The 23,610-nt window shown below is 67.3% G+C and carries 20 protein-coding genes; 9 read left to right on the top strand and 11 right to left on the bottom strand.

The genetic code is table 11. From position 1 onward, the window contains the following. Positions 1-41 precede the first annotated feature (41 nt). Positions 42-2,204, top strand: coding sequence for an acyl-CoA dehydrogenase (locus ACFVTM_RS05805; RefSeq protein WP_390202433.1), 2,163 nt, complete (start codon positions 42-44; stop codon positions 2,202-2,204). A gap of 78 nt (positions 2,205-2,282) precedes the next feature. Here ACFVTM_RS05805 and glgA read toward each other — a convergent pair whose 3' ends face one another. Next, positions 2,283-3,488, bottom strand: coding sequence for a glycogen synthase (gene glgA, locus ACFVTM_RS05800; RefSeq protein WP_390202432.1), 1,206 nt, complete (start codon positions 3,486-3,488; stop codon positions 2,283-2,285). 102 nt (positions 3,489-3,590) lie between these two features. On the opposite strand from glgA, the gene glgC reads away from it, so the two are divergent. The 3 genes from glgC (at position 3,591) to ACFVTM_RS05785 (ending at position 7,159) form a co-directional block, all read left to right on the top strand. Next, positions 3,591-4,997 carry a glucose-1-phosphate adenylyltransferase gene (gene glgC / locus ACFVTM_RS05795; RefSeq protein ID WP_390202431.1) on the top strand — a complete coding sequence of 469 codons (1,407 nt, stop codon included), beginning with the start codon at positions 3,591-3,593 and terminating at the stop codon, positions 4,995-4,997. 62 nt (positions 4,998-5,059) lie between these two features. Further along, the gene (locus ACFVTM_RS05790) at positions 5,060-6,598 is read left to right on the top strand and encodes an SDR family NAD(P)-dependent oxidoreductase (protein ID WP_390202430.1); all 1,539 of its coding nucleotides are present in this window, start codon (positions 5,060-5,062) and stop codon (positions 6,596-6,598) included. A 93-nt stretch (positions 6,599-6,691) separates the two neighbouring features. Continuing rightward, entirely contained in the window at positions 6,692-7,159 is a 468-nt protein-coding gene (locus tag ACFVTM_RS05785) for a pyridoxamine 5'-phosphate oxidase family protein (protein ID WP_390202429.1), read from the top strand. Positions 7,160-7,202: 43 nt separating this feature from the next. On the opposite strand, the gene ACFVTM_RS05780 is transcribed toward ACFVTM_RS05785, so the two are convergent. Further along, entirely contained in the window at positions 7,203-7,640 is a 438-nt protein-coding gene (locus tag ACFVTM_RS05780; protein ID WP_390202428.1) for a universal stress protein, read from the bottom strand. A gap of 337 nt (positions 7,641-7,977) precedes the next feature. Between ACFVTM_RS05780 and ACFVTM_RS05775 the strand changes: the two genes are divergently transcribed. After that, positions 7,978-8,703, top strand: coding sequence for a response regulator (locus ACFVTM_RS05775; RefSeq protein WP_390202427.1), 726 nt, complete (start codon positions 7,978-7,980; stop codon positions 8,701-8,703). Between the two features lie 57 nt (positions 8,704-8,760). On the opposite strand, the gene ACFVTM_RS05770 is transcribed toward ACFVTM_RS05775, so the two are convergent. Continuing rightward, the gene (locus ACFVTM_RS05770) at positions 8,761-10,461 is read right to left on the bottom strand and encodes a GAF domain-containing sensor histidine kinase (protein ID WP_390202426.1); all 1,701 of its coding nucleotides are present in this window, start codon (positions 10,459-10,461) and stop codon (positions 8,761-8,763) included. 157 nt (positions 10,462-10,618) lie between these two features. Between ACFVTM_RS05770 and ACFVTM_RS05765 the strand changes: the two genes are divergently transcribed. Next, the gene (locus ACFVTM_RS05765; protein ID WP_390202425.1) at positions 10,619-11,113 is read left to right on the top strand and encodes a pyridoxamine 5'-phosphate oxidase family protein; all 495 of its coding nucleotides are present in this window, start codon (positions 10,619-10,621) and stop codon (positions 11,111-11,113) included. Positions 11,114-11,213: 100 nt separating this feature from the next. Here ACFVTM_RS05765 and ACFVTM_RS05760 read toward each other — a convergent pair whose 3' ends face one another. The 3 genes from ACFVTM_RS05760 to ACFVTM_RS05750 are packed head-to-tail and all read right to left on the bottom strand — an operon-like array spanning position 11,214 to position 14,576. Next, positions 11,214-12,065, bottom strand: coding sequence for a transglutaminase N-terminal domain-containing protein (locus ACFVTM_RS05760; RefSeq protein ID WP_390202423.1), 852 nt, complete (start codon positions 12,063-12,065; stop codon positions 11,214-11,216). Further along, positions 12,062-12,988, bottom strand: a complete 927-nt coding sequence (locus tag ACFVTM_RS05755; protein WP_390202421.1) for an alpha-E domain-containing protein — start codon at positions 12,986-12,988, stop codon at positions 12,062-12,064. Before ACFVTM_RS05755 ends, ACFVTM_RS05760 begins: the two co-directional genes overlap by 4 nt. Next, positions 12,981-14,576 (bottom strand): circularly permuted type 2 ATP-grasp protein, encoded by a 1,596-nt coding sequence (locus ACFVTM_RS05750; protein WP_390202420.1) that lies wholly within the window; start codon positions 14,574-14,576, stop codon positions 12,981-12,983. The genes ACFVTM_RS05755 and ACFVTM_RS05750 overlap by 8 nt, the downstream gene beginning before the upstream one ends. Before the next feature lie 196 nt (positions 14,577-14,772). Between ACFVTM_RS05750 and ACFVTM_RS05745 the strand changes: the two genes are divergently transcribed. Together ACFVTM_RS05745 and pepN are read left to right on the top strand one after the other, a co-directional pair. Then, on the top strand, positions 14,773-15,783 hold the full coding sequence (locus ACFVTM_RS05745; protein ID WP_390202419.1) for a YeiH family protein: 1,011 nt from the start codon (positions 14,773-14,775) through the stop codon (positions 15,781-15,783). Positions 15,784-15,817: 34 nt separating this feature from the next. Beyond that, positions 15,818-18,463 (top strand): aminopeptidase N, encoded by a 2,646-nt coding sequence (gene pepN / locus ACFVTM_RS05740; protein WP_390202418.1) that lies wholly within the window; start codon positions 15,818-15,820, stop codon positions 18,461-18,463. Between the two features lie 10 nt (positions 18,464-18,473). On the opposite strand, the gene ACFVTM_RS05735 is transcribed toward pepN, so the two are convergent. From ACFVTM_RS05735 to ACFVTM_RS05715, 5 genes are all read right to left on the bottom strand, one after another. Further along, entirely contained in the window at positions 18,474-19,577 is a 1,104-nt protein-coding gene (locus tag ACFVTM_RS05735; protein ID WP_390202417.1) for a biotin/lipoate A/B protein ligase family protein, read from the bottom strand. A gap of 147 nt (positions 19,578-19,724) precedes the next feature. Then, entirely contained in the window at positions 19,725-19,982 is a 258-nt protein-coding gene (locus ACFVTM_RS05730) for a type B 50S ribosomal protein L31 (RefSeq protein ID WP_028267311.1), read from the bottom strand. Between the two features lie 147 nt (positions 19,983-20,129). Continuing rightward, positions 20,130-20,939: a TrmH family RNA methyltransferase gene (locus ACFVTM_RS05725; protein WP_390202416.1), complete on the bottom strand. Its 810-nt coding sequence runs from the start codon at positions 20,937-20,939 to the stop codon at positions 20,130-20,132. 19 nt (positions 20,940-20,958) lie between these two features. Further along, a complete protein-coding gene (locus ACFVTM_RS05720; protein WP_390202415.1) occupies positions 20,959-21,744 on the bottom strand; it encodes a sulfite exporter TauE/SafE family protein in 786 nt (261 codons plus the stop codon). An 18-nt stretch (positions 21,745-21,762) separates the two neighbouring features. Next, positions 21,763-22,548, bottom strand: a complete 786-nt coding sequence (locus ACFVTM_RS05715) for an ABC transporter ATP-binding protein (protein WP_390202414.1) — start codon at positions 22,546-22,548, stop codon at positions 21,763-21,765. A 132-nt stretch (positions 22,549-22,680) separates the two neighbouring features. Between ACFVTM_RS05715 and serB the strand changes: the two genes are divergently transcribed. Next, positions 22,681-23,586, top strand: a complete 906-nt coding sequence (serB, locus tag ACFVTM_RS05710) for a phosphoserine phosphatase SerB (protein WP_390202413.1) — start codon at positions 22,681-22,683, stop codon at positions 23,584-23,586. Positions 23,587-23,610 lie beyond the last annotated feature (24 nt).

The following is a 23,610-nucleotide window of genomic DNA, read 5'->3' as shown; positions in this document are numbered from 1 at the left end:
CGCCTACGAACTGAATTGTCAGAACCAAAGAAGGAATCGACATGACTGAACTAGCCGACCGCACCACCGGCAACGGGCCCCGTCGCACCACGACATCGGCGGAACCCACAGCAGCCGTCCGTGCCGGCGCCCACGCCGGCTCCCCCGAGGCGCCCGCCGTCGACGTCGCGGCCCTCGGCGACCAGCTGCTCGGCAAGTGGGCCGACATCCGGCTGGCGTCCAGGGCCCTCGCCGGCCGCCCTGACCTGCACAAGATCGAGGGCCTGACCCACACCGAGCATCGCCAACGCGCGTTCGGCCAGCTCAAGATCCTCGTGGACAATGGCGCCGTCCACCGCGCCTTCCCGTCGTCCGTGGGCGGCTCGGATGATCACGGCGGGAACGTGGCCGGCTTCCAGGAGCTGGTCATCGCCGACCCGTCGCTGCAGATCAAGGCCGGCGTCCAGTGGGGACTCTTCGGCTCCGCCGTGAACCACCTCGGCACCGCCGACCACCACGCGAAGTGGCTGCCGGGCATCATGAGCCTGGACATCCCGGGCTGTTTCGCCATGACCGAAACCGGGCACGGATCCGACGTGGCCAGCATCGCCACCACCGCCACCTACGACCCCGCAGCCGGGGAGTTCGTGGTCCACACACCGTTCCGGGCCGCGTGGAAGGACTACATCGGCAACGCCGCCACCGATGGCCTGGCCGCCGTCGTGTTCGCCCAGCTGGTCACCAAGGGCGTCAACCACGGCGTGCACGCGTTCTACATGGACCTCCGTGACCCCGGGACCAAGGAGTTCCTGCCGGGCATCGGCGGAGAGGACGACGGCGTCAAGGGCGGCCTGAACGGCATCGACAACGGCCGGCTGCACTTCACCCACGTCCGGATCCCGCGCACCAACCTGCTGAACCGGTATGGCGACGTCGACGCCGAGGGCAACTACACCTCCCCCATCGCCAGCCCGGGCCGCCGCTTCTTCACCATGCTCGGCACGCTGGTCCAGGGTCGGGTCTCCCTCGACGGAGCCGCCGTGACGGCGTCAAAACTGGCCCTGAAAACCGCCATCCAGTACGGCACGGAACGCCGGCAGTTCAATGCTTCTTCCCAGACCGACGAGGAAGTCCTGCTGGACTACCAGCGGCACCAGCGCCGGCTCTTCACGCGGCTGGCCAGCACGTACGCCGCGAGCTTCGCCAGTGAGCAGCTGCTGCAGAAATTCGACGACGTCTTCTCCGGCCGCAACGACACCGACGAGGACCGCCAGGACCTCGAAACCTTGGCAGCCGCCCTGAAACCGCTCAGCACCTGGCACGCCCTGGACACCCTGCAGGAATGCCGCGAGGCCTGCGGCGGCGCCGGTTTCCTCATCGAGAACCGCTTCGCCTCGCTCCGCGCAGACCTGGACGTGTACGCCACTTTCGAAGGCGACAACACGGTCCTGCTGCAGCTGGTCGCCAAGCGCCTGCTGGCCGACTACGCCAAGGAATTCCGCACCGTGAACTTCGGCGTGCTGGCCCGCTACGTCGTGGGTCAGGCAACCGGTGTCGCGATCCACCGCACCGGGCTGCGCGGCGTGGCCCAGTTCGTGGCGGACTCCGGATCCGTGCAGAAAGCCGCCCTGGCGATCAAGGACGAAGCCAGCCAGCGGACCCTGCTGACCGACCGCGTCCAGACGATGGTCGCGGACGTCGCAGGAGCCCTCAAGGGCGCGAACAAACTCCCGCAGCAGCAGGGCGCCGCCTTGTTCAATGCCCACCAGCACGAGCTCATCGAAGCCGCCCAGGCCCATGCGGAGCTGCTGCAGTGGGAAGCCTTCACCGAGGCCCTCGGAAAAGTGACCGACCCCGGCACGCACAGGGTCCTGACCTGGCTGCGTGATCTCTTCGGCCTGTCCCTCATCGAGAAGAACCTGGCCTGGTACCTCATGAACGGCAGGCTGTCGATGCAGCGCGGACGCACCGTGGGTGAATACATCAACCGCCTGCTCGTGAAGATCCGCCCGCACGCCATCGACCTGGTGGACGCCTTCGGCTACGGTCCGGAGCACCTCCGCGCGGAGATCTCCACCGGCGCCGAGAAGGCCCGCCAGGACGAGGCACGGGACTACTTCCGGAAACAGCGGGCCAGCGGACACGCGCCCCTGGATGAAAAGATCCTGCTCGCCCGCGCGGCCCGCGGGACAAAAACCACCAGCGCACCAGTCCGCGGCGCCTGACCCGGGCCGCAGGACGAACGACGGCGCCGCCCCCTCAGCCGGGGCGGCGCCGTCGTCGTTCTGCCGTTTGGACGCTTGTCAGGAGTCCTTGTTGAGCACCGAGTGGTAAACCTCGAGCGTGGTCTCCGTGATGGATTCCCAGGAGAAGTGTTCCTCGGCCCGGCGCCGGCCGGCCACGCCCATGGCGCGCGCCCGGGCGGGATCGGACACCACGTCGATGAGCGCATTGGCGAAGTCGGTGACGAACTTCTCCGGGTCCAGCGGGATGCCCGTACCGTCGGTGACCTGCTCGATCGGAACCAGCAGCCCGGTCTCGCCATGCTCAACCACTTCGGGGATGCCGCCGGTGGCGCTTGCGACGACGGCGGCGCCGCATGCCATCGCCTCGAGGTTCACGATGCCCAGCGGCTCGTAGATGGACGGGCACGCGAACGCGGTCGCGTGGCTCAGCACCTGGATGACCTCCTTGCGGGGCAGCATCCGCTCGATCAGGATCACGCCACTGCGCTGGCTCTGCAGTTCCTCGATCAGGCGTGCCGTTTCGGCCGCCAGTTCCGGAGTGTCCGCGGCACCCAGGCACAGGACGAGCTGGACGTCGGCCGGCAGCTTGGCGGCGGCCCGCAGCAGGTACGGAACGCCCTTCTGCCGGGTATTCCGGCCCACGAAGACAACGCTCGGCCGCTCCGGGTCGATGCCGAGTGCGCGGATGATGTCATCGCCCTCGTCCCGGGTCCAGTGGCTGACGTCGATGCCGTTGTGGACCACCCTGACCTTGGCCGGGTCAACGTCCGGGTAGCTTCGCAGGATGTCCTGGCGCATCCCTTCCGAGACGGCGATGATGGCGGCGGCGGCCTCGTAGGCGGTCTTTTCCACCCAAGAGGAGACAGCGTAGCCGCCACCGAGCTGTTCGGCCTTCCACGGGCGCAGCGGCTCCAGGCTGTGGGCGCTGAGGACATGCGGGATGCCGTGGAGCAGCGAGGCGATGTGCCCGGCCATGTTGGCGTACCAGGTGTGGGAGTGGACCAGGTCCGCGCCTGCGATGTCCGGAACGATCCTCAGGTCCACCCCGAGGGTCTGGATGGCGGCGTTGGCTGAACCCAGGTCTTCGGGCACAGAGTACGACGTGACAGTCGCACCGTGATACCCGGGCTCGCGGGGCGCGCCGAAGGCACGCACCTGTAGGTCCACATGTTGGGCCAGCACCCTGCTGAGCTCGGCCACATGGACTCCGGCGCCGCCGTAGATTTCCGGCGGGAATTCTTTAGTCACAATGTCTATTCGCACATGCACCAAGGTAGTCGTTACGGTGGAACTGATCTAGTGTGAAGACGTTCGGGCTTGCCGGACTGTATTGGGGAGTAACGAAGGCGTTCAGGAGCGATCACCATGCCGCATCAAAAGAGAGTTTTGGCAATTGTCCTCGCAGGTGGCGAGGGAAACCGGCTCATGCCGCTGACGGCGGACCGGGCCAAGCCTGGTGTGCCCTTTGCCGGAAGTTACCGGCTCATTGACTTTGCCCTTTCAAATCTTGTGAATTCCCGCTATCTGCAAATTGTGGTGCTGACGCAATACAAGTCCCACAGCCTTGACCGGCATATTTCCGAAACATGGCGCATGTCCACCCAATTGGGCAACTACGTGGCCTCTGTGCCGGCCCAGCAGCGCGTCGGCAAGAGCTGGTTCCTCGGCAGCGCCAACGCGATTTACCAGTCCCTAAACCTGATCCATGACGCCAACCCGGACATCGTCGTCGTGGTCGGCGCGGACCACGTCTACCGGATGGACTTCTCCCAGATGGTGGCGCAGCACGTGGCCAGCGGGGCCAAGGCCACGGTGGCCGCGGTCCGCCAGCCGCTGCACATGGCGGACCAGTTCGGCGTGATCGAAACGGACGCGGACAACCCGGACAAGATTGCCGCTTTCGTCGAAAAGCCGTCCTCGACGCCCGGCCTCGCGGCTGACCCCAGCCAGTTCCTGGCCTCCATGGGCAACTACGTGTTCGACGCCGACGCCCTGGTCGAGGCCCTCCACGTCGACGCGGAGCGGCTCGACACCAAGCACGACATGGGCGGGGACATCATTCCCTACTTCGTGAACCAGGGTCAGGCCGGCGTCTACGACTTCACCCTCAACGACATCCCGGGGTCCACCGAACGGGACCGCACCTACTGGCGCGACGTCGGCACCATCGACTCGTTCTACGACGCCCACATGGACCTCATCTCCCCCGTTCCGGTGTTCAACCTCTATAACTCCGAGTGGCCGATCTACACCCGCCAGAGCATCTCGCCGCCGGCCAAGTTTGTCCGCGGCAAATCCAACACGGTGGGCACAGCACTGGATTCAATCGTGGCCAGCGGCGTCGTGGTCTCCGGCGGCATCGTGGAGGGGTCGGTGCTCTCCAACGATGTCTATGTCGGCACCTCCAGCCGGGTCCTGGACTCGGTCCTGATGGACAAGGTCAATGTCGGCGAAGGCGCCGTCATCAAACGCGCCATCATCGACAAGAACGTCAAGGTTCCTGCGGGGGCCGCGATCGGCCTCGACCCCGAACTGGACCGTGCCCGCGGGTTCAAGGTCACCGACTCCGGAATCACGGTGCTGTCCAAGGGGCAGCTTGTCCCCGATCCCAGCGACGCAGAACGGGCGCTTTCCGCGGCCAACCTGCGGCTGGTGCCCAACGCCGTCCGTACCGCCACGGAAAAGTGGCCGGAACTGCAGGAGTCGGTGGACAGGGTGGCCGACGTACAGGCGGCCGCGGTAGGCGCTGACAAGCAGTCGCCCACGGCGTAGTCCGGCGGGGGGCCCGGAACTGGCGTCAGGCCGGGCTCCCCGCACCCTGTAAAATTAGGGCAATGAGCGCCCCCGATCTGTCCTCCGATCTCCCCCCTGCCGAGTCTGGTCTTGACGAGTCTGGTCCTGCCGGACTGAGTCATGCCGGGTCCGGCCTTGCCGAGTTGACCCCGGAGGAGATTCGGGCCTGCCTGAAGGTCCTGAACACGATCCACGCCTACGACGAGGAACACCCCGACTACGTTTCGGTCCGGCGCGCCACCGGGAAGATGTTCAAGGCCGTCAAGCGCCACCGGCGGGTCAGCAAGCGCGACGAGATCGCCGAGGCGGACCGCGCCGTGATCGCACAGACGGCGACGGCGGCACCCGACAGGATCGACGACGAGACGCGCGGCAACAAGCTTGCCCCGTCCGCAACCGGCGAGATCGCCGGCCATCTGATCAGATCCCGCCCGTGCTACATCTGCAAGCAGCACTACACGCAGGTGGACGCCTTCTACCACCAGCTGTGCCCCGAATGCGCATCGTTCAGCCACACCAAGCGCGACGCCCGGGCCGATCTGACCGGCCGCAGGGCGCTCCTTACCGGCGGGCGGGCCAAGATCGGCATGTACATCGCGCTCCGGCTCCTGCGCGACGGCGCCCACACCACCATCACCACGCGGTTCCCCAAGGACGCAGCCCGCCGCTTCGCCGCGATGGAGGACAGCGCCGACTGGCTGCACCGGCTCCGGATCGTGGGCATTGACCTCCGCGACCCGTCCCAGGTGATGGCCCTGACGGATTCGCTCGACGCAGCAGGCCCGCTGGACATCATCATCAACAACGCGGCCCAGACGGTGCGCCGCTCCGGCAACGCCTACAAGCCTCTCGTCGACGCCGAGGACGAGCCCCTGCCCGCCGCCCTCCAGGCTGCCAACGGGGGCCCGGAGCTCGTCACGTTTGGCCACGCCCATGACAAGCACCCGCTTGCCCTGGCCAGCAGCGTGCTCGACCATCCCGTGCTGGCCGGGGACGCAATCACGTCCCTCGCCCTGTCCACCGGTTCCGCCTCCCTGGAGCGCATTGCCTCGGGCACCGCAATCGACGCCGGCGGACTCGTCCCGGACCTTGCCACCATCAACAGCTGGACCCAGGTGGTGGACGAGGTGGACCCGCTCGAGATGCTCGAAGTTCAGCTGTGCAACGTCACAGCTCCGTTCCTCCTGGTCAGCCGGCTCCGCGGTGCCATGAAGCGTTCCACCGCGCGGCGGAAGTACATCGTCAACGTCAGCGCCATGGAGGGCCAGTTCTCGCGCGCCTACAAGGGCCCCGGGCACCCGCACACCAACATGGCGAAGGCGGCGCTGAACATGATGACCCGCACCAGCGCCCAGGAAATGCTCGACGCCGACGGCATCCTCATGACGGCCGTGGACACCGGCTGGATCACGGACGAGCGGCCCCACTTCACCAAGGTCCGCCTTATGGAAGAGGGCTTCCACGCCCCCCTGGACCTGGTTGACGGTGCCGCCCGCGTGTACGACCCCATCGTGATGGGCGAGGCCGGCGAGGACCAGTACGGCGTGTTCCTGAAGGACTACAAGCCCAGCCCCTGGTAACCCGGCGGCCCGCAGGGCGCTGAGCACGCAGGTGCGCACCGCGGGCCTTATGGCCCTAATCGAGGTCCGGGACGATACGTAACGTGGCTCCCCATGGACACCACCACGCCCCCGCCGGACTACTCGCTGACCATGGACCAGTGCTGGGGCCTGCTCGGCACCGAAGTCGTGGGGCGCGTGGCACTGATCGTGGACAGCCATCCGGAGATCTTTCCGGTGAATTTCGTACTGGAGCGGCGGACGATCGTCTTCCGCACCTCCGGCGGGACGAAGTTGTGGGGCGCCATCACGGGCAAGCCGGTGGCATTCGAGATTGACGGCTACGACGCCAACGACGAGTCGGCCTGGAGCGTGATGGCCCGCGGCGAAGCCGGACTCATCGAAAGCCAGGAAGAGAAGGACGCGGCGGACGCCTTGCTCCTGGAGCCTTGGCAGCCGGGCGAGAAGGCCTACTACGTCCGGGTGGCGCCCAAGGCGCTGACCGGTCGACGCTTCAAGGTCAACAGGCCTGATGTGTGGACCACCCGTCTCACCGATCCGCGGCGCAACTCATTCGAGTAGCACTGGGTTCGAGGAGCGCAGGGCGCAAGGCACCGGGCCAGGCCTACTCCGGTGCGTGGACCACCAGCACGGGGCAATGCGCGTGCGCAACACAGGCGGAGCTGACCGACCCCAGCAACAGGCCGCCGAACCCGCCGTGGCCGCGGCGGCCGAGCACGAGCATGTCCGCAGACTTGCTCTCCTCGATGAGGGTAGAGCGGGGATGACCCTGGACGAGGCGGATCTCGACGTTGGCAGGAGTCGACGGGCCGAAAGCCTTCGCCACGGCCTCGTTGAGGATCTCCCCGGCCCGGACGTCGAAGTCGTCGATGCCGACGGCGACGTAGCCGTCATACACGGGCGGATAGTCCCAGCACGCCAAGGCGACCACTTTGGCGGACAGAGGCAGCGCGAGGCCTTGCGCCTGCCGCAGCGCCTCCACAGACGCCTCTGAGCCGTCTACGCCTACAACGATCGTGCCCACGTCCCTGACTGCGTTCATCGGTGATCCCTGCCTTCGTGCCGGCCGGACAACATGCCGCGCATGGCGCCGCTCCCATAATTTCGCCCCGCCCGCCAGGCGGCTAGGGCCAAAAGACATCCAGCCAAGCGTCCGGCACTGACCCGGGGCATAGCGGAAGGCAGACGGAGACACTGCGGAAGGCAAGCGGAGATACTGCGGAAGGCAGGCGGAGACACTGCGGATGGCGGGCTGGATCCGGCCAGCTGGGCACTATGACCCTTGTTCGTGGCCCCACAGTGCAGAAGAATGGCAGGGCTGGGGTAAGTCGATGCACTACAGGATCAAGCGGTCCACCACGCGGCCGGACGGGAGAATCATGATTGCCTGGGCAGACGCAGGTCTCACTGCATCCGATGGTATGCAGGCGGTGATGCGCGTCTTTATCCTTGATGACCACGAGCTCGTCAGACGCGGGCTCCAGGAACTACTCGAAGGCGAAGGGTTCGTGGTGGTTGGCAGTTCCGGATCCGCCGTGGAGGCGACCCGCCGGATTCCCGCCCTGCATCCCGATGTCTGTGTGCTGGACGCCCGCCTTCCGGACGGGACCGGCATTGAGGTCTGCCGCGACGTGCGATCAGTGGACCCGTCACTGAACTGCATCATCCTGACGAGCTTCGACGACGAACAGGCCCTGCGCGGCGCCGTCCTCGCCGGCGCGCGGGGCTACGTGCTTAAGGAGATCGGCGGCACTGACCTGATCGGCGCATTGCGGCGGGCAGCAGCAGGCGAGTCTCTCTTCGAGGAAGGCGTCGCCGCCGGCGTCGTGGACAGCCTGGTGGAGGCCGAGGAAGTTGACCCGCGTACATCTTCCCTCACACCCCAGGAACGCAAGGTATTGGAACTGGTCGGCGGCGGACTGACAAACCGGCAAATTGCTGCCGAAATGTTCCTGGCGGAAAAGACCGTCAAGAACTATGTATCCTCGCTGCTCGCCAAGCTCGGATTCGAACGCCGCACCCAGGCCGCTGTCTTCATTGCCAGCCCGGCATATCCGGTGGCCTCCGCTGGGAGCGACGGGACCCGGCCGCACAGCGTCCGGTAGCCTCGGGCCGCGCCGGCTAAACGCGCCGGCTAAAGTGGCCGGCTGCAGAGGCACGGATTAAAGTGGCACCGACCATTCAAGGTTGGTACCGACGTCGGGCTCACTCGTGATGATGCATTCGCCGTCGAGCATCCGCGCACGGTCCTCGAGATTGCTCAGCCCGTTGCGTTTTCCGGGGTGCGCGAATCCGGCGCCGTTGTCGCTGATCACCACCGTCACCCGGCCTTTGACCACGGCAACGGAGACGGAGATCGTGTCCGCCCCGGAGTGCCGGATGGCGTTGCTGAGCCCCTCTGAGACCACGGCCACGACGTTGTCCGCCTTATCCGGCGTCACGGCATCCACGGGTCCTGTGATGGTCAGGCGCGGGGCGAAGGGCATGGATTTCGAGGAACTTCGGGTGACCCGACGGATCCGGCCGCTCAGCAGTTCGGTAACGCCTGTGTTGCTCTTCAGTGAGTAGATGGTGTCGCGCAGGCTGCGGATTGCCTCGTCCAGTTCGCCTGTGATGTTGCGGATGCGCTCCGTCGCCAGCTCCTCCCGGGTGAACCGGGTGAGGCTTTGCACGCTCAGTCCGGCGGCGAACAGCCGCTGGATGACGAGGTCATGGAGGTCGCGGGCGATCCTGTCCCGGTCGGTGAAGACCAGGAGCTCTTCACGCAGCCGGTGCACGCGGGACAGTTCCAGGGCCAGGGCCACGTGGGACCCGAAGACGGCGCCCATTTCGATGTCGGTCCGGGCATAGCGTACAGAATCCTTGTTCCGTGCCAGCAGCAGCAGGCCATGGTGGGCGCCCTGGGTGCTGAGGGCCACGGCCAGCAACGGCCCGGTCACTCCGGCGCCGACTTCCCCGACCACCGCCGAAGCGTCGTCGAACAGCACCGGCTCACCGCCGTCGAGAACTTCTTCCAGGAGTTCTGAGTCCAGGTGCAATGACTTTCCCGAAAACGCAGTGCCCCGCTCACCGGCAACACCGACCACCACGTGGGCCACGCCGTTGGCCGCGGGCGCCACCAGCAGGGCGAGGTCCGACGCGGACTCCTGGAGCGCGCGGCCGGCAATGGGATCCAGGCCGCCGGAGGTGTAGTCGCGGTCGGTGCTCAACATCAGCCCCGAGACGTCCATGCAGGCCTCCAGCCAGCGGGCCCTGCGGCGGGCGTCATCATAGAGCCTGGCGTTCTCGATGGCGACGCCGGCGGCTGCCGCCAATGCGACGGCCAGGGCCTCGTCTTCGGCGCTGAAGTCCTCGCCGCCTATTTTTTCCGTGAGGTACAGGTTCCCGAACACCACGTCGCGGACGCGAACCGGGACCCCCAGGAATGACTGCATGGGCGGGTGGTGCGCCGGGAACCCGTAGGCCTCAGGGTGCTGGCGAAGATCATGCAGCCGCAGGGGCCGCGGGTCCGTAATCAGGAGGCCGAGCACGCCGTGTCCGGTGGGCAGCGGACCGATCCGACGTGCCAATACGCCATCGATACCGACGGTGATGAAGTGGCTCAGCGCGTGGTCATCACCGATGACGCCCAGTGCACCGAACCGGGCATGCAATAAACGACAGGCCGACTCGACGACCCGTTCCAGGACGGCATCCAGGCTCAGGTCTTCGGCCAGGGCGACGACCGCTTCCAGCAGGCCGGCCATGCGTTCCTTGGATTGGAGCAGTTCTTCCGCGCGGGCGCCGAAACCCTTCAGCAGTTCCTCAACGGCAGAACTTGGCGCGGAGACGGTATGGCCTGGACTCTCACCCGTTGAATGCATGTCATTGCCCCCAATCGTTCCGGCCAATGTCGACGCTGACGGCCCTATGCCAGAATACCGTGAACTGCTCAGGAAGGCCCCGGATTTCGCAGTTTTTCCCGGGTTTTGGGTCCATTTGCCCTAGCCGCCGTGAGGCCGTCCGCGTACTCTCTCCGGCATGACTGATTCGAATCCGGGCGGTCACGAGTCAAAGGACCAAGCCCACACAGTAGAAAACCTCGACCGTCACGAATGCTGGGAGTTGTTGCGCAGCGTCTCGGTCGGCAGGCTGGCGGTCTGGGTGGGTGATCATCCGGATATCTTCCCCCTCAACTACAAGGTGGACCACGGTTCGCTGGTTTTCCGGACCGCGGAGGGCACCAAGCTGCAGGCGGCCACCGGGGACACGCCCGTGGCGTTGGAAGCGGACGGCGTGGACGCCGACACCGGGATCGCCTGGAGCGTTGTGGTCAAAGGCCAGGCCGCACCCGTGCAGAACCCACAGGAAGTCATGGACACCGTAGGCCTGCTGCTGTTCCCATGGCAGGCCGGACAAAAGGAACGCTTCGTCCGGATCACACCTGACACCATCACCGGCCGGCGCTTTAAGGTGGTGCCCCCGATGACGTGGTGGACACCGCTGGACGACTCCACCCGCTCCGGCCTGGAATAACCCAAAACCCCACTTGCGCTATCAGATACGGCTGCTCTAAGGGGTTCAGAGCAGCCGTATCCGATAGCGCAAGTGGGGTCGCAACGGGGATGTGGGCCGGTCAGGCGACCCGGGTGATCTCCACGCTGACGCTCAGGGCCGATCCCCCGCCGCCGGACAGGATGCCCTTGAGCGGCGGAACGTCGCGGTAGTCGCGGCCCCGGGCCACGGTGACGTGGAAGTCCCCCGCCGGCTTGTGGTTGGTCGGGTCCCAGCTGCGCCATTCGCCGTCCCACCACTCGAGCCACGCATGGGACTGGCCGGCCACCGTCTCGCCGAGCTCCGCCGTCGAGCGGGGGTGCAGGTAGCCGGAGACGTAGCGGGCCGGGATCCCGCAGCTGCGCAAGGAGCCGATGGCGAGGTGCGCCAGGTCCTGGCAGACGCCCTGCCGTTGGGTCCAGGCCTGCTCGGCGTTGGTGGTGACGCCGGTGGAACCCTTCATGTACGTCATCTCACCGCGCATCCACTCAAAGACCGCCATGGCGGCCTCGTGCGGGGTCTTTCCCTCGACGACGCCGGGAATGATGCCGAGCACTTCGGCGCCGGGACCCGTCAGCTGGGACTGCGGAATCCAGTCGCTGAACTGGTTGAGCGTCTCCGGTGCGGCCAGGACATCCCATCCGACGATGTCGGCCTCGGCTGCGATCTTCTCGACCCGGTGCACCTCAACGGTGGTGGTGGACAGGACTTCGAGGTGCTCGTGCGGCATCTGCATGTCGAAGGCCGTCACGCGGGTGCCCCAGTAGTCGCGGTAGCTGCTCAGGGCCGCCTGCGAGGGCGAAACCTTCATGGAGGACTCGAGTACCACCTGCTGCGGGTCCGTCAGCGGGGTCATCCGGGCCTCGTTGTAGGACAGCGTGACGCGCTTGTTGTACTTGTAGGCCGTCTTGTGGACGATGTTCAGCCGGGTCATGAAACTTCTCCCACCCAGGCCAGTTCGTCTGCCTGATTGAAGTACTTACGGGATATGGCGTCCGAGGCCTGCGACACCGCCTTTTGCACACGCTCCATGTGCTCGGGCAGCTCTGCCATGAGGTCATCGGTGCGGTGGAATTCCAGGAACGTGCGGGCCTGCCCCACAATCCGGCGGGCGTCGTTGATGAACCCGACGCGCTGGGCCGAGGGATCCAGCTTGGCCAGGCACTCGTCGGCGTCGCGCAGGGCGTAGACGATGGAGCGCGGGAACAGCCGGTCCAGGAGCAGGAATTCGGCCGCGTGCTGGTCGCCGAAGGCCGCCCGGCGGGTCCGCAGGAAGGATTCGTACGCGCCGGCGCAGCGCAGCATGTTCACCCAGGACATGCCGGCCGAGAGGACATCGCGGGTGGAGAGCATGCGGGCAGTCATGTCGGCACGCTCCAGGGACCGGCCCAGGACCAGGAACTGCCAGCTCTCGTCGTGGCTGACAGTGGTGTCGGCGAGGCCGCTGACCATGGCCGTGCGTTCCAGTACCCAGTTGCAGAAGCGGTAAGTGCCCACCACGTCCTTGCGGTGCTGGTTCAGCCCGTAATAGGTGGTGTTGAGGCTTTCCCAGAGGCCGGAGGAGACGGTCTCGCGGGCGCGGCGGGCGTTTTCCCGGGCCGCGCCGAGCGACCCGGCAATGGAGGTGGCACTCTGCTTGTCGTAGGCGAGGGCGTTGAGCAGCTCGGGGAGGCCGAACTCCTCATTCTGCGCACGGGCACCCATGACGGCCAGGAGTTCCTGCGCCACGCTGCGCTGTTCCTCCATGGGCAGATGGTTGAGGCGCTCGAGGTGGACGTCCAGGATCCGGGCGGTGCCGTCTGCCCGTTCCACGTAGCGGCCGATCCAAAACAGTGACTCAGCAATACGGCTAAGCATTCGCGGTTACCTCCTGCGCCTCAGAAATCTGCTGCTGCTGCTGCTCTTTCTGGCTGTCACGCCAGTTGCTCTCCACGGGCCAGACCGAGACCCGCTCGCGGACCGCGATGGTGGGCCGCGGGATGACTTCGACCGGGACCTGCGGGGAATCCGCCAGGACCCAGGTGTCCTTGGATCCGCCGCCCTGGCTCGAGTTGACGATCAGCGAGCCCTCCTTGAGGGCCACACGGGTCAGGCCGCCGGGCAGGACCCAGACGTCCTCGCCGTCGTTGACAGCGAACGGGCGAAGGTCCACGTGCCGGGGGCCGAACTTGTCGCCGCTGAGCGTGGGCACGGTGGACAGCTGCAGGACCGGCTGGGCGATCCAGCCGCGGGGATCGGAGACGACGCGCTTGCGCAGCGCCTCGAGCTCGTCCTTGGACGCGTCCGGACCGATCACGAGGCCCTTGCCGCCGGATCCGTCGACGGGCTTCACCACGAGCTCGTCCAGGTTGTCCAGGACGTACTCCCGCGCTTCCTTCTCCTCGAGCCGGAACGTGTCCACGTTGGCGATCACGGGCTCTTCGTTCAGGTAATAGCGGATGAGGTCCGGCACATAGCTGTAGACCAGCTTGTCGTCGGCGACGCCGTTGCCCACGGCGTTGGCGATCGTGACGCCGCCGGCGCGGGCGGCGTTGACCAGGCCGGGGCAGCCGAGCATGGAATCGGCGCGGAACTGCAGCGGGTCCAGGAATTCGTCGTCGATGCGTTTGTAAATCACGTCCACGCGCTGCTCACCGGCCGTGGTGCGCATGTAGACCCGGTTGCCGCGGCAGATGAGGTCGCGGCCCTCGACGAGTTCGACACCCATCAGGCCGGCCAGCAGGGTGTGCTCGAAGTACGCGCTGTTGAACACGCCGGGGGTCAGGACCACCACGGTGGGATCATCGACGCCAGAGGGGGCCGTCTTCCGCAGGGCCGACAGCAGCCGGCGGGGGTACTCCTCGACCGGGCGGATGAGCTGCTGGCCAAAAGCTTCCGGCAGGCCCTTGGCCATGGCCCGGCGGTTCTCCAGGACGTAGCTGACGCCCGAGGGCACGCGCACGTTGTCCTCCAGGACGCGGAAGGTGCCTGCGGCGTCGCGGACGACGTCGATGCCGGAGATGTGGACGCGGACGCCGCCGGCGGGCTCGAAGCCGTGCACCTGGCGGTGGAAATGCGCACTCGTGGTGACGAGCTGGCGCGGGATGACGCCGTCGGAGACCACTGTCATCTTGTCGTAGACGTCATTGAGGAAGGCTTCGAGGGCGCGGACGCGCTGGGCCACGCCGCGTTCCAGCACGCTCCACTCGTCGGCGGGGATCACCCGGGGAACGATGTCCAGCGGGAAGGGCCGCTCTTCGCCTGCGAAGTCGAAAGTCACGCCGCGGTCCAGGAAGGTCCGCGCCATGGAATCGGCGCGGGCGCTGACGTCAGCAAGCGACAGTTCACGCAGGGCCAGGGCCACTTGCCCGTAGGACTTCCGGGCCTGCTGGCCGGGGGCAAACATCTCGTCGTAGGCGCCGGAGCGGCCGGCGGCCTCGGAGTAATCCTGGAATAGGTCAGACATGGTGACTAGCCAACCACTTTTTCGTTACGAAATCATTTCGGCGGCCCCCGCCGTGGCCCCGCCGGCCCAATCCCAGGGGCGCGACCCTGCGGCGCATTCCTGCGGCACGGTCCCGCGGCGCAATCCCGTGTGCGCGGGCCGCCTCCGGGATGGCCGCGGTTACGGCTTTTCCGGCCGCGTACGGCAAGGTAGGGGCGTGTCCCCCAAAAGATCCGTGTCCGAGGCCGCGCCCGGCCTGATCGGCGCCGCGGCGGCCGTCGCCGCCGCCGTCGCCGTCCATCTGATGCTCCCCGCGCTGCCGGTGATGACCCTTGCCGTGCTTCTCGGGCTGCTGGCGGCCAACCTGCCGGGTGTGGCGGGGTGGACGGCGGGGCCGGCGCGTCCCGGGCTCGACTTCGCCGGCAAACACCTGATGCGCGCAGGGATCGTGCTGCTGGGCCTGAAAGTCAGCCTCGGCGATGTCATGGGACTGGGCTGGGCCGCGCTGCTGCTGATTGTCGTCGTCGTGCTGGCCGCCTTCGCGGGCACCTACGGGATCAGCCGGCTCTTCCGGCTTCCGCCCCGGGTATCGCTGCTGGTGGCCACGGGCTTCGCCATCTGCGGGGCCTCGGCGATCGGGGCGATGGCCGCGGTGCGCCGCATCCGGCAGGAGGAAACCGTGCTGCCCGTGGCGCTCGTGACGCTCTGCGGAACGTTGGCGATCGGCGTACTCCCCCTGCTCGCGCACCCCCTGGGTCTCGGGCCGGAGGTCTTCGGGGCGTGGACCGGCGCCTCGGTGCACGACGTCGGGCAGGTCGTCGCCACAGCCCAAACCGCGGGCGCGGCTGCCCTCGCCGTCGCGGTGGTCGTCAAACTGACCCGGGTGATCCTGCTGGCGCCGATGGTCGCCGCCGCCGGGTTCCACCACCGGCTGGGCACCGTACCCGACGGCGCCGCGCGTCCGCCGGTGATCCCGCTGTTCGTGATCGGGTTCGTTGCCCTGGCGGGCCTGCGCACCACCGGCTGGCTCTCCCCCGCCGTCCTGGACGCGGCCGCCGCGCTGCAGGACCTGTTGCTGGGCATGGCGCTGTTCGGACTGGGTTCCGCCGTCCGCGTGGGCCAGCTGCTGCACACGGGAGCCCGTGCACTGCTGGCCGCGCTTGCGTCGTGGCTGCTGATCGCCCTGCTGGGCCTGGCGGCCGCCTTTCTGATGTTCCCGCCGGCGTGATTGGGCACACACGCTGCCGTGATTAGATAGCTGGGTGTCGAATCAGAATCTGAGCCGCGACGAGGCCGCGGCCCGCGCCGCCTTCATCACCACGCACAGCTACGACGTCTCCCTTGACGTCCGGCAGGCGGCGGACCCGAGCGTCGCCGGCTACACCAGCCGCAGCGTCATCAACTTTTCGGCCAACGAACCCGGGGCCTCGACCTTCGTGGACTTCATCGCGGGCAGCGTGCACAGCGTCTTCCTCAACGGCAAGGGCCTCGCCGTCGCCGACGTCGTGGACGGTTCCCGGATCCGGCTGGACAACTTGCAGGCGGAAAACCAGGTCACGATTACCGGTACAGCTCTCTACAGCACCTCCGGCGAGGGCATGCACCGCTTCGTGGACCCCGCCGACGGGCAGTGCTACCTGTACACCCAGTACGAACCCGCCGACGCCCGCCGGGTGTTCGCGAACTTCGAGCAACCCGACCTGAAGGCCGAGTTCACCTTCCACGTCATGGCCCCGTCAGACTGGCAGGTGTCCTCCAACGGGGCGGAGGTCCTGCGCACCCAGCTGACCAGTGATCCGGCCACGAGCCGCTGGGACTTTGCCCCCACCAAGGCGATGTCCACCTACATCACCACCGTCCTCGCCGGACCGTACTTCAAGGCCGAGGACGCCTGGAGCGGCACGCTGGGTGACGGCACGGCCTTGCACGTGCCGCTGGCGCTGTACTGCCGCGCCTCCATGGCCGCGTCCTTCGACGCCGACGCCCTGTTCCGCCTCACCCGGAACGGACTGTCCTTCTTCAACGAGCTCTTCGACTTCCCCTACCCGTGGGGCAAGTACGAGCAGGCGTTCGTGCCCGAATACAACCTCGGCGCCATGGAAAACCCTGGACTGGTGACCTTCACCGAAAGCTACGTCTTCACCTCGCGGGCCGCGGACTCGCAGTACCAGGCCCGCGCCAACACCCTCCTGCACGAAATGGCGCACATGTGGTTCGGGGACCTCGTCACCATGAAGTGGTGGGACGACCTGTGGCTCAAAGAATCCTTCGCTGACTACATGGGCACCCTGGGCGTGGACCGGACCACGGACTGGGACACAGCCTGGGTGAATTTTGCCAACAACCGCAAGGCCTGGGCCTACGTCCAGGACCAGTTGCCCACCACGCACCCGATCGTCGCCGACATCCCGGACCTGGAAGCGGCGAAGCAGAACTTCGACGGCATTACCTACGCCAAGGGCGCCTCGGTGCTCAAGCAGCTCGTGGCCTACGTCGGGTTCGACGCGTTCATTGCCGGGTCCCGCCAGTACTTCCGGGACCACGCGTACGGCAACACCACCCTCGCCGAACTGCTGGCGGCACTCAGCGCGGCGTCCGGCCGCGACCTCGGCGAATGGGCCCGCCAATGGCTCCAGACCTCCGGCATCTCCACCCTTTCCAGCGAGATCACCGAGTCCATTGGGATCACCGCGCACGCGGGCGCGCTCAGTTCGGTCGCCGTCCTGCAGGACGCCGTGGATCCCGCCACCGGCCGGCAGGAGCCCCGGCCGCACCGGCTGCGGATCGGCCTCTACGACTTTGACGACGCCGGCGCGCTGGTGCGCACGGACAGCGTCGAGACCGACGTCAGCGGCCCCCGGACCGAGGTGGCCGAACTTGCCGGCAAGGGGCGGCCCGCCCTGCTGCTAGTCAACGACGAGGACCTCAGCTACGCCAAGGTCCGGCTCGACCCGCAGTCCGAGACCACGGTGCGCGGCTCCCTGGACAAGCTCAGCGACCCGATGGCGCGGGCGTTGTGCTGGACTGCCCTGTGGGACTCGGCCCGCGATGCCGTCACGCCGGCTTCCCTCTATGTCGACGCCGTCGAGCGGTTCGGGCCCGCCGAACCCGGAATCGGCGTCCTCCTCAATGTTCTCGGCAACGCCTCAACGGCGGTCGAACGCTACGTGCCCCGGGGCCAGCGGGACGCCGTGCGCCGCGGCTTCCTCACCGCCGCCGCCGAGCAGTTGCAGGCCGCGGCGCCGGGCTCAGACCAGCAGCTGGCCTGGGCCCGGACCCTGGCCTCTACCAGCCGGTACGACGCCAGCGGGCTGGGGCTGCTCCAAGGCGTCCTGGACGGCAGCATCGTGATCGACGGCCTGGCCGTCGACGCCGAACTGCGCTGGAACTTCTGGCATGCCCTCGCCGCCCACGGCGAGGCCTCACAGGAGCAACTCGACCAGGAGCTCGCCCGGGACAACACGGCGGCAGGCAAGTCCGGGCACGCCACGGCCCTCGCCGCCCGCCCCGATCCCACCGTCAAGGCGGCCGCCTGGGAGGCCGCGGTCCACGGCACTGCGCTGTCAAACCAGCTCCTGAGCGCCACCATCGCCGGGTTCAACACCGGCGCGGCGTCGCTGCTTGCCCCTTTCATTGACCCGTACTTCGAGTCCCTGGAGCAGATCTGGACCGACCGGAGCATCGAGATCGCCAGCCGGATTGTCCGCGGCTTCTATCCTGCCGGCCAGGACCTCGACGGCCACGGCGGAACGCCGGAAACCCACGCCGTGATCGTCCGCACCGACCACTGGTTGACGGCCCATCCCGACGCGCCGCGCGCGCTGCGCCGGATCATCATCGAACAGCGCAGCCAGCTGCACCGTTCCCTCAAAGCACAGGCCCTGACCGCACAGGCCATCGACGATTAAGCCGCCGTTCTTAAGGCACCCGGTGCAGCCACTCCGCGGTGCCGAACTTGGTCTCCACCCGGCGGCCGGCGGCCTCAAGCTCGGCGTCGGTGAGCACGGACGGCGTCGCGCCATAGCGTTCGGCGAAGACGTCCATCATGGCTGCAACGATCTCGGCGCGGGCCAGGCCGGTCTGGCGGCGGAGCGGATCCACCCGCTTCTTGGCGCTCCTGGTGCCCTTGTCGGAGAGTTTCTCCTTGCCGATCCGCAGAACGTCCACCATCTTCTCGGCGTCGATGTCGTAGCTCATGGTGACGTGGTGGAGCATCCCCCCGTTGGCGAGCCGTTTCTGCGCGGCGCCGCCGATCTTCCCGTGCTCCGTGGCGATGTCATTGAGCGGCACGTAGAAGGCGCTGATGCCGACTTTTTCCAATGCCGCCATCACCCAGGCGTCGAGGAACGGGTAGGAGTCCGCGAAGCTGATGCCGTCCACGAGGGTTTGCGGAAGGTAGAGCGAGTAGGTGATGCAGTTGCCCGCCTCCATGAACATCGCTCCTCCGCCGCTGATCCGCCGGACCACGCTGATGCCGTGCCGGGCCACGCCTTCGGGGTGGAGCTCGTTGCGGACCGACTGGAAGCTGCCGATCACCACCGAGGGCTCCTCCCAGTCCCAAAAGCGTAGGGTGGGATTGCGCCGCCCGGCGCCGACTTCCTCGGTCAGGACCTCGTCCAGGGCGACGTTGATGTGGGTGGGCAGGACGGACGGGGCGATGATGTTCCAGTGGTGGTCCGCCCAGCCGGTCGCCTTCGCGAGGGCGCGGCGCACGGTGACCGCGACTGCGTCGGCGGAAAACCCAAACAACACGGCGTCCTCGGGCAGGGCGGCTGTCACGGCGGCGGCGATGTCGGCGGCGCCTGCTTCTACGGGCAGCCCGGTGAGCGCCCGGTTGATCTCCGGCAGCGCCTCGTCCGGTTCCAGGAAGAAATCCCCGCTCAGCGAGACACCGGCCAGGACGCCGTCCACGACGTCGAAATCGGCGACCACGAGTTTACCGCCCGGGACCTTGTACTCACCGTGGTGACGGGCGCCGTCGTCGTCAGTACTGGGAACGGTGGCCACGGGATGGGATGTCATGACATCCATCCTGCCGCATGCCTCCGGGAACCCGCGACACCGGGACCCGCTGTGAGGCGAAACCGCCGTGAGGCAAAAACTGCCCAGACGCAGAAAGCCCGCACCGTTGCCGGTGCGGGCTTTCTGCAAGACCTTGGGGGCAGAAAGTTACTTCTTGCCGCCGAAGCCCTTGAAGCGAGCGTTGAAGCGCTCGACGCGGCCTGCGGAGTCCATGATGCGCTGCTTGCCCGTGTAGAACGGGTGGGACTCGGAGGAGATTTCGACGTCGATAACCGGGTAGGTGTTTCCGTCTTCCCACTCGATGGTCTTCTTGGAAGACACGGTGGACTTGGTCAGGAACTTGACGCCGGAAGCCAGGTCGTTGAAAACAACAGCTTCGTACTTCGGGTGGATATCAGACTTCATAATTGGACCTTTGTTCGCACAACTGGATTTTGCCAGTTGCCAGGTATGAATGGGATGGCCGGCGGAAAGCACCGGACGGCCAGCTATCAATCATAGCCGATTGCCGGCGCACTGACGAACACCGTCGGCGCACGTCAGCAGCCCGCCTCAGTCCCTCGGGCGGAGTTCCCAGAAGGCAACCGCCGACGCCGCGGCGACGTTGAGCGAATCGACGCCCGGGCGCATGGGGATCTTGACGGCGAGGTCGACGGCGGCGAGGGTTGCCTCGCTCATGCCCGCGCCCTCCGTGCCCAGCACCAGTGCCAGCCGTTCGGGCTGGCGGGCCGCGAGCTCGTCGAGGTCGACGGCGTCATGCGTGAGCTCCATGGCCGCCACCGTGAAGCCCTGCCCCTGAAGCGCGGCCAGGCCTGCGGTCCAGTCCTCGAGCCGGGCCCATGGCACCTGGAAGACGGTTCCCATGCTGACCCGTACGCTGCGGCGGTAGAGCGGATCCCCGCAGCGCGGCGATACCAGGACGGCGTCAACGCCGAGCGCAGCCGCGGAGCGGAAAATGGCCCCGACGTTGGTGTGGTCCACGATGTCTTCCAGCACGGCCACCCGGCGGGCTCCGGCGAGCAGTTCCGCCAGCGGCACCGGGGCAGGCCGGTGCATGGCGGCCATGGCGCCGCGGTGCAGGTGGAATCCGGTGATCTCCTCCAGCAGCGCCGCGGAGCCGACATAGGCCGGGACGTCGGGGTACTGCTCGAAGACATCCGCGAGGTCCTCGGCCCACTTCTCGGCCAGGAAGAAGGACCGCGGCCGGTGCCCCGCCGCCAGCGCACGGCGCAGGACGCGGGAGGACTCGGCGATGTACAGGCCCTCGGCAGGTTCCCGGAGTTTGCGCAGGTGCACGTCCGTGAGCCGGGTGTAGTCGGAAACCCGCGGGTCGTCGGCGGATTCAAGAAAGTAAAAGGTCACGGGCAGGTCTTTTCGGGGGCTATTTGAACAGGTTGGCGATCATGAATCCCAGTGCCACCAGGCCCAGGGTGAAGATGACGCCGCGCAGGACCACCGGGGAGAGCCTGCGGCCCACCTTGGAGCCAATCACGCCGCCGATCAGGGAGCTCACGGCGATCAGGCCGACCACGCCCCAGTCGATCCGGTCGAACGCGAACAGGAGGTAGGAGCCGGCGGCGACCACATTCACGCCCAGGACCAGGATGTTCTTCATCGCGTTGGCGTTCTGGATGGTTCCGGTCATGAAGACGCCCAGGATGCCCACCAGCAGGATGCCCTGGGCCGCGACGAAGTACCCGCCATAGACGCCGGCCAGGTACACCAGCACGACAAGCAGGACGCTGTGGCGCCGGTCCCGGATGGCGTGCTCGGGGTTTTCCTCGCGGTTCTTCACCCAGCGCTGGAGCCGCGGCTGGAAGACCACCATCAACAGGGCCAGCACGATCAGGGCCGGAGCGGCGTAGTAGAAGACTTTCTCGGGCAAATGCAGCAGCAGGTAGGCGCCCGTGACGCCGCCCAGCAGCGATGCCGGCAGGAGCCGGAGCAGCTGCCTGCCACGGCCGGCGAGCTCCCTCCGGTAGCCCCAGGCGCCGGTGGCGTTGCCGGCCACAAGCCCCATGGCGTTGCTGATGGAGGCGGTGACGGGGGGATAGCCGAGGGCGATCAGCACCGGGAAGGTGACCAGGGTGCCGGATCCGACGACGCTGTTGATGGTGCCCGCCCACAGCCCGGCGATGAATATGAAGGCGCTATTGAGGAGCTCCACGCGTGGTCAGCGGCCCCGTCAGCGGCTGGCGGTGGCGGTGTACCGGCCTGCGTTGACGGTGACGTCCAGCGGCAGGCCGAACGTTTCGCTCAGGTTTTCGGCTGTGAGGACTTCCGGCAGCGGACCGGAGGCCACCACACCGCCGTCGCGCATGAGCATCGCGTGCGTGAAGCCCGGCGGCACTTCTTCAAGGTGGTGGGTGACCAGCACGATCGCCGGGGCGGCGTCGTCGCGGGCGAGCTCGCTCAGGCGCTGGACCAGGTCCTCGCGCCCGGCGAGGTCGAGCCCGGCGGCCGGCTCGTCGAGGAGCAGGAGTTCCGGATCGGTCATCAGGGCGCGGGCAATCTGGACGCGCTTGCGCTCTCCCTCGGACAGCGAGGCGAAGGGGCGGTTGAGCAGCGGGCCCATCCCCCAGTCGTTCAGCAGGCCAAAGGCGCGCCGCTCGTCGTTCTTCTCGTAGCCTTCGCGCCAGCGGCCGGTCACCCCGTACGCGGCGGTAACCACGACGTTGAGGACCTTTTCCTGCTCGGGAATCTGGCTGGCCAGGGCGGCGGAGGACAGGCCGATCCGGGGCCGGAGCTCGAACACATCAACCGAGCCGAGGACTTCCTCGAGGATGCCCGCCACTCCGGACGTCGGGTGGATCCGGGCGCCTGCCAGCTGGAGGAGAGTGGTCTTGCCGGCGCCGTTGGGTCCCAGGATTACCCAGCGTTCGCCTTCCTTGACCTGCCAATCGACCTTGTCCAGGAGGGTTTTAGCCCCACGTACAACGCTGACGCCGGCCATTTCAAGAACATCACTCATAGGAGTAGACACTAGGACAAAAAAGCGGAGGACTGATAACCGGCGCCGCGGGCCGCCGTGGAGCGTCACGCGGCGGCGGCCGGGGCGCAACGAATTCGGGCCGTCCACCGCGTGCTCGCTAGGATTGAGGCCATGAGTTCGAACGTGACCGCGGTCAGCTATGGCCTGAAACTTTCCCTTCCCGACATCCAGCGGCTGCGTTCGCTCCTGACGGCCGCGGGGCTGGGCGTCGGGGTCGAAAACCGTACCGGCGACGCACGCTTCGAGGTGCATGCGGCGGACTGTACTTTGGACGATTCCGTAGACGGTTCACTGGATGCTTCACTGACCGGGGCGCGCCGTACCCTGGCTGCCTCCGGGATCGACGGCGTGGACACCGCGCTGGTTCCCGCGGGACTGCGCAATGCGCCGCGAAAGTTCCTCATCATGGACGTCGATTCCACCCTCATCCAGCAGGAAGTGATCGAACTCCTGGCCGCCTATGCCGGCAAGCGCGAGGAAGTGACGGCCGTGACCGAGGCGGCCATGCGCGGGGAACTGGACTTCGCCCAGAGCCTGCACGCCCGGGTGGCTGTCCTCGCGGGGCTGCCGGCGGACGTCGTCGAATCGGTCCGCGCCGAGGTCAGGCTGACCGCGGGCGCTGCCGAACTGGTGGCGGCCTTCCGGGCCGCCGGCCACGCCGTGGCCGTGGTGTCCGGCGGGTTCAACCAGATCCTGCGGCCGATCGCCGAAGACCTGGGGCTGGATTACTGGATCGCCAACGAACTTGAAATCGTCGACGGCGCACTGACCGGCAAGGTGCTCGGCGACGTCATCGACCGGGCGGCGAAGGAGAAGTACCTGCGCGAGTGGGCCGCCGCAGAGGGTATCCCGATGGAGCACACGATCGCCGTGGGTGACGGCGCCAACGATCTGGACATGCTCGGCGCCGCCGGAATCGGCGTCGCCTTCAACGCGAAGCCGGCCGTCCGTGCGGCTGCGGACGCCGCCATCAGCCTGCCTTATCTCGACGCTGTACGGTACATCGCGGGGGTCTGAGGCGTTAACCGCGGGATGGCACGT

This window comes from Arthrobacter sp. NPDC058130 (assembly GCF_042884475.1).
Taxonomy (GTDB): domain Bacteria; phylum Actinomycetota; class Actinomycetes; order Actinomycetales; family Micrococcaceae; genus Arthrobacter.
The sequence above is the reverse complement of the archived record's forward strand: the minus strand, read 5'-3'. Positions and strand labels throughout refer to the sequence as shown.

Coding starts and splice junctions, on each gene's coding strand:
- ACFVTM_RS05770 (WP_390202426.1), bottom strand. CDS start 10,461: ATGCATTCAACGGGTGAGAGTCCAGGCCATACCGTCTCCGCGCCAAGT.
- glgC (WP_390202431.1), top strand. CDS start 3,591: ATGCCGCATCAAAAGAGAGTTTTGGCAATTGTCCTCGCAGGTGGCGAG.
- ACFVTM_RS05805 (WP_390202433.1), top strand. CDS start 42: ATGACTGAACTAGCCGACCGCACCACCGGCAACGGGCCCCGTCGCACC.
- ACFVTM_RS05790 (WP_390202430.1), top strand. CDS start 5,060: ATGAGCGCCCCCGATCTGTCCTCCGATCTCCCCCCTGCCGAGTCTGGT.
- ACFVTM_RS05750 (WP_390202420.1), bottom strand. CDS start 14,576: ATGTCTGACCTATTCCAGGATTACTCCGAGGCCGCCGGCCGCTCCGGC.
- ACFVTM_RS05735 (WP_390202417.1), bottom strand. CDS start 19,577: ATGACATCCCATCCCGTGGCCACCGTTCCCAGTACTGACGACGACGGC.
- ACFVTM_RS05785 (WP_390202429.1), top strand. CDS start 6,692: ATGGACACCACCACGCCCCCGCCGGACTACTCGCTGACCATGGACCAG.
- ACFVTM_RS05775 (WP_390202427.1), top strand. CDS start 7,978: ATGATTGCCTGGGCAGACGCAGGTCTCACTGCATCCGATGGTATGCAG.
- ACFVTM_RS05755 (WP_390202421.1), bottom strand. CDS start 12,988: ATGCTTAGCCGTATTGCTGAGTCACTGTTTTGGATCGGCCGCTACGTG.
- ACFVTM_RS05780 (WP_390202428.1), bottom strand. CDS start 7,640: ATGAACGCAGTCAGGGACGTGGGCACGATCGTTGTAGGCGTAGACGGC.
- serB (WP_390202413.1), top strand. CDS start 22,681: ATGAGTTCGAACGTGACCGCGGTCAGCTATGGCCTGAAACTTTCCCTT.
- ACFVTM_RS05715 (WP_390202414.1), bottom strand. CDS start 22,548: ATGAGTGATGTTCTTGAAATGGCCGGCGTCAGCGTTGTACGTGGGGCT.
- ACFVTM_RS05760 (WP_390202423.1), bottom strand. CDS start 12,065: ATGACCCGGCTGAACATCGTCCACAAGACGGCCTACAAGTACAACAAG.
- ACFVTM_RS05765 (WP_390202425.1), top strand. CDS start 10,619: ATGACTGATTCGAATCCGGGCGGTCACGAGTCAAAGGACCAAGCCCAC.
- ACFVTM_RS05730 (WP_028267311.1), bottom strand. CDS start 19,982: ATGAAGTCTGATATCCACCCGAAGTACGAAGCTGTTGTTTTCAACGAC.